Genomic DNA, 527 nt, shown 5'->3' with positions numbered 1-527 from the left:
ACCGCCAGCGATGCGCTTGCCCTGTCTATTGGTGAAAAGGCCGGAATCGATTTGCCCTACATGATGCAGCTGACCGGAAAAAGTGAACAACAACTTGTGGAGGAGTTGAAAGGTGTCATCTTTGTTGACCCTATGCAAAAAACTCCGGATGGAGCACCAATTTACCACACAGCAGATGCCTACCTGTCCGGCAATGTGCGTCAAAAGCTGGCCATCGCAAAACTGGCCGCCGAATCCAACCCATCCCTGCGAATCAACGTGCAGGCTCTGGAGCAGATTCAGCCCAAAGATCTGGAAGCCAGCGAGATTGCTGTGCGTCTGGGTGCCACCTGGATTGCCCCTTCTATCATCAAGCAGTTTGCCGATGAACTGGTGGACGCTCCCATGATCTCCCGCCGTTTGGTGGATGTTCATTATGTGCCGTACACTGGTGTTTGGAATATTTCCGGTAAAAGCAACACCGGCGGCAATATCAAAGCCACCGTCACCTACGGAACCAATCGGGCCAACTTCTATCACATTTTGGA

General features: G+C 52.0%; 1 protein-coding gene. It reads left to right on the top strand.

From position 1 onward, the window contains the following. The coding region (locus ACESYO_RS16440; RefSeq protein ID WP_373211338.1) for a hypothetical protein at window positions 1-527 on the top strand (527 nt) is incomplete at both ends.

Source organism: Allofournierella massiliensis (assembly GCF_964241245.1).
Taxonomy (GTDB): Bacteria; Bacillota; Clostridia; order Oscillospirales; family Ruminococcaceae; genus Allofournierella; species Allofournierella massiliensis.
Note: the sequence above shows the minus strand (reverse complement) of the source record. Positions and strands in the feature narration are given on the sequence as shown.